A 4,425-nucleotide genomic window follows, 5' to 3' on the forward strand; every position below is an offset into this window, starting at 1 on the left:
CGCGATGTCCCGCACCTGCGTGGTGATGTTCCGGAAGACGGTGTTGACCGAGTCGGTGAGGTCCTTCCACGTCCCGGCCGCGCCCGGCACCTGCGCCTGACCACCGAGCAGACCCTGCGCACCGACCTCGCCCGACACCCGGGTCACCTCGTCGGCGAACGTCCGGAGCGTCTCGGTCATCTGGTTGATCGTGTCCGCGAGCTGCGCGATCTCACCGCGCGCGGAGACCCGCACCTTCTGCGACAGATCGCCGTTGGCGACCGCGGTCGTCACCTCCGCGATCCCTCTCACCTGATTGGTGAGATTTCCTGCCATCGTGTTGACGGAATCGGTGAGGTCCTTCCACACACCGGCGACCCCGGCCACCTCGGCCTGACCGCCGAGCTCGCCCTCCGTCCCCACCTCACGGGCGACCCGGGTCACCTCGGAGGAGAACGACGACAGCTGGTCCACCATCCGGTTGACGGTGTTCTTCAGCTCCAGCATCTCGCCGGCGACGTTCGCCGTGACCTTCTGCGACAGGTCACCGTCCGCCACCGCCGTCGTCACCAGCGCGATGTCCCGCACCTGGGCCGTCAGCCGGTTCGCCATGGTGTTGACCGAGTCCGTGAGGTCCTTCCACGAACCGGACACCCCGCGCACCTGCGCCTGTCCGCCCAGCTTGCCGTCCGTACCCACCTCGACGGCGACCCTCGTCACCTCGGAGGCGAACACCGACAGCTGGTCGACGAGATTGTTGGCGGTACGCGCGACCTTCAGGAACTCCCCGCGCAGCGGCCGTACCGCCCCGTCGGCACCCTCCGAACGCAGGTCCATCCGCTGGTCCAGATCACCCTCGGCCACCGCCGAGAGGACCCGTCCCACCTCGGACACCGGCCGGGCGAGATCGTCGACCAGCGCGTTCGCGGCCTCGATCGCCGCGGCCCACGCCCCCTCGGTGGCCCCCGCCTCCAGCCGCTCGGACAGCTTGCCCTCACGCCCGACCACCCGCCGGACCCGGGACAGCTCGCCCGTCACATGCATCTGCCGGTCCGCGACCTCGTTGAACACGGCGGAGATCTCCGCCATGACCCCGTCACCGGAGACCGTCAGCCGTTTACGGAAGTTCCCGTCCCGCATCGACACCAGCGCGCCCAGCAACCGCTCCAGTGCCGCCGCGTCCACCTGCACCGTCCCCCCACGGGAACGCCCGCCCCTCGCGCGCGTACCGCTGCCGCCACGCCGCGCCGCCGTGCCAGACTCCACCGTGTCCCTCCCGAAAGGGGTCGACCGTACTCCGCCGGCTCTCGCCGACAGCCTGCCCAGTGTTTCACCGCGACCGAACCAGGCGATAACAGTTCGGCAGCTTCGCACAGCGTCCCCACCCCCGGTGGGCGGAAACTGCGGCAACCGGCATCCGCGCGGACGGCGAAGGTAAGTAACCTGGGATCCGGCTGTCCAACCACCCCGGTCCGCCCGGCGGGGGCGGTGTGGTGCGCACACGACCACCGGGCAGCGGGAGGGGCATACCGAGCATGGCAGAGCCGGGCGTCGAGACGCGTACGAGGAGTGCTGTGATCACCGCGCGGGCGACTGCCAGCTTCGAACCCGTCGGGCGGTCCGTCGCGGCCGCCCGCGCGTTCGTCAGGGACACCCTCCAGGGCTGGGGACACTCCGAACTCGTCGACGACGCCGTCGTCCTGACCAGCGAGCTCGTCACCAACGCCGTCATCCACGCGGGCACCTCCGCCGAGGTCCTGTGCCTCCGGTCCGAGGACAGCATCCGCGTCGAGGTCGCCGACCGCTACCCCGAGCGCGAGATCCCCGTCCAGAGCGGCCGCACCCTGGGCAGCCCGGACCGCGAGAACGGCCGGGGCCTGCTGCTCTGCGCCGCCCTGGCGCACCGCTGGGGCGTCGACTACTCCCCCACCCGCAAGCACGTCTGGTTCCACCTCGACCTCCCCCAGCGCCCGGTGGGCACCCGCTCCGCCGGCCCTGTCCTGCCCGACGCGCTCCTCCCGGCGGCCGAGAGCCGCGTACGCGTGGCCGTCGTCCAGATCGGCCGCGGCGGAGCCGTCACCTCCTGGAACGAGGACGCCGAGGAGCTCTTCGGCTACGACGCCGAGAAGGTCATCGGCAAGCCCCTCGGCGACCTCGCCGCCTGGCCGCACACCCCCGGCATCGGCACCGGCCTCGCCGAGGCCCTGCGCCTCTCCCGCTGGGAGGGCAGCTACGGCATCCGCTGCGCCGACGGCCGCGTCATCCCCGTCTACGCCTCGCACCTCCGGGTCCGCGACACCCAGGGCGAGCCCTCCACGGTCTGTCTCCTCGTACGGGAGCACGAGCGCGCCGTCCTCCAGACCCCGCAGCGTCCCACGGCCGAGCCGGGCTCCGAGAGCCGCACGGTGGACCCCTTCGAGGTCTTCATCGGCTCCCCCGCCCCCGACGACCTCGACGGCCTCCTCCAGCGCACGGTCGAGCGCGCCCGCGACATGCTCGACGGCGACGCCGCCTTCCTCCTCCTCGCTACCGACGACGAGACCGAGCTCGAAGTACGGGCGACCACCGGCCTCCCCGCCGCCCGCCAGCGCTTCGCCCGCGTCCCGGTCGAGACCGGCGCGAGCCGGTACGGCTCCGCCCGTATGCCCGCGGTCCACGAGGACCTCGCCGCGGTCCCCGGCGCCGTCCCCCTCCTCGAAGGCACCGGCATGCGCTCGGTGGTCACCGTCCCCCTCAAGGTCGAGGGCCGGCTCACCGGCTCCCTGGGCGTCGCCGCCGAGTCCGCGAACCGCTACTCCAACGAGGAGGCGCTCCGCCTCCAGTTCGCCGCCGACCGCATCGCCCTCGCGGTCGAGTCGGCCCGCCTCGGCGAACTCGAACGCCTCCGCCGCGGCTCCCTCAGCTTCCTCGTCGAAGCCTCCGACCTCCTCGCCGGCACCTTGGACCGTGACCAGACCCTGGCCCTGATGGCCCAGATGACGGTCCCGACCCTCGCCACCTGGTGCGCGGTCTACACGATCGCCGACCAGGCCTCGGACCCGTACCTCTCGTACGTGCTCCACGAGGACGAGGACCGCATCGACGGCCTCAAGGACCTGCTGTCCTCCATCGCCCCGCCCGACCCGGTGCCGACGCCCGGCGCCCGCGTCTGGACGGCCCCCGGCGACGCCGCGCACCGAGCGGCGCTCAGCGCCTCGGTCCGCGCCCTCGACCACCCCACGAGCCCGCTCTCCTCCGGCATCGACACCACCCTGGCCACCGCGAGCACGGTCGCCGGCGAGACGGTCGTCCTACCGCTGGTCGCCCGCAACAGGGTCATCGGCATGCTGACCCTGGGCCGCCCCTCCGAGGACCACTTCCGCCAGGAGATCCTGGAGCTCGCCGAGGACCTCTCGCGCCGAGCCGCCCTGGCCCTGGACAACGCCCGCCTGTACTCGGAGCGCGTGGCGATCAGCCAGTCCCTCCAGCGCAGCCTCCTCCCGCCCGGCCTCCCGGTGATCCCCGGCGTCGAGGTCGACGTCATCTACCGCGCGGCCGGCGAGGGCAACGAGGTCGGCGGCGACTTCTACGACCTCTTCCCGATCAGCGACTGCGCGTACGGATTCGCCATCGGCGACGTCTGCGGTACGGGCCCGGAGGCCGCGGCCGTCACCGGCCTGGCCCGCCACGCCCTGCGTCTCCTCGCCCGTGAGGGCTTCGGCGGCCCTGCCGTCCTGGAGCGGCTCAACGCCGCGATCCTCGACGAGGGCGCCCGCAGCCGCTTCCTCACCCTGCTCTACGGCGAGATGCGCCCGCAGCCGGACGGTTCCGCGATCCTGAAGGTCGTCTGCGCAGGCCACCCCCTGCCGCTGCGCCTCCGCCAGGACGGCACGGTGAGCCCCGCCGCCGAACCCCAGCCCCTCCTCGGCGTGATGGAAGACCTCGAACTGTACGAGGAGACCATCACGCTCGACCCGGGCGACGTCCTCCTCTGCGTCACGGACGGGGTGACCGAGCGCCGCGAGGGCACCCGCATGCTGGGCGACGACGGCCTCGCCGAAGTCCTCAAAACGTGTACGGGCCTGACGGCCGGTGCGGTCGCCGCCCGTGTACTCCGCGCGGTGGAGCGCTTCGCCCAGGCCCCCGCCTCCGACGACATGGCCATCCTGGCAATGCGCCTCCGAGAGCCCGACCACCACTGACCCACCAAGGCGGCCCCGAAAGGGGCCGCCTTGAACCGTCCACCACGACAACACAAAAAAGGCCCCGCCAATGGCGGGGCCTTTCTCTTTTTGGAGCCCTTTAACGGAATCGAACCGTTGACCTTCTCCTTACCATGGAGACGCTCTACCGACTGAGCTAAAAGGGCGGGTGTTCGGCGGCGTCCTACTCTCCCACAGGGTCCCCCCTGCAGTACCATCGGCGCTGAAAGGCTTAGCTTCCGGGTTCGGAATGTAACCGGGCGTT

2 protein-coding genes, 1 tRNA gene and 1 rRNA gene are annotated in these 4,425 nt (G+C 71.8%); 1 reads left to right on the forward strand and 3 read right to left on the reverse strand.

The window, feature by feature from the left end; translation table 11 throughout:
- Positions 1 to 1,245: HAMP domain-containing protein (locus tag ACWFR1_RS35355; protein ID WP_453558794.1), on the reverse strand; the 1,245-nt coding region annotated here is incomplete at its 3' end.
- A gap of 269 nt (positions 1,246 to 1,514) precedes the next feature.
- Between ACWFR1_RS35355 and ACWFR1_RS35360 the strand changes: the two genes are divergently transcribed.
- Complete coding sequence (locus tag ACWFR1_RS35360) at positions 1,515 to 4,160, forward strand: SpoIIE family protein phosphatase (protein WP_453558797.1); 2,646 nt, start codon at positions 1,515 to 1,517, stop codon at positions 4,158 to 4,160.
- 91 nt (positions 4,161 to 4,251) lie between these two features.
- Here the strand turns inward: ACWFR1_RS35360 and ACWFR1_RS35365 are convergent.
- Together ACWFR1_RS35365 and rrf are read right to left on the reverse strand one after the other, a co-directional pair.
- Positions 4,252 to 4,327, reverse strand: a tRNA-Thr gene (locus ACWFR1_RS35365).
- Between the two features lie 4 nt (positions 4,328 to 4,331).
- A 5S ribosomal RNA gene (gene rrf, locus ACWFR1_RS35370) occupies positions 4,332 to 4,425 on the reverse strand; the annotation flags it as partial.

Source organism: Streptomyces sp. NPDC055103 (genome assembly GCF_053607625.1).

Bases quoted from the DNA above. Each gene is read 5' to 3' on its own strand.
- ACWFR1_RS35360 (WP_453558797.1), top strand. From the start codon at position 1,515: ATGGCAGAGCCGGGCGTCGAGACGCGTACGAGGAGTGCTGTGATCACC.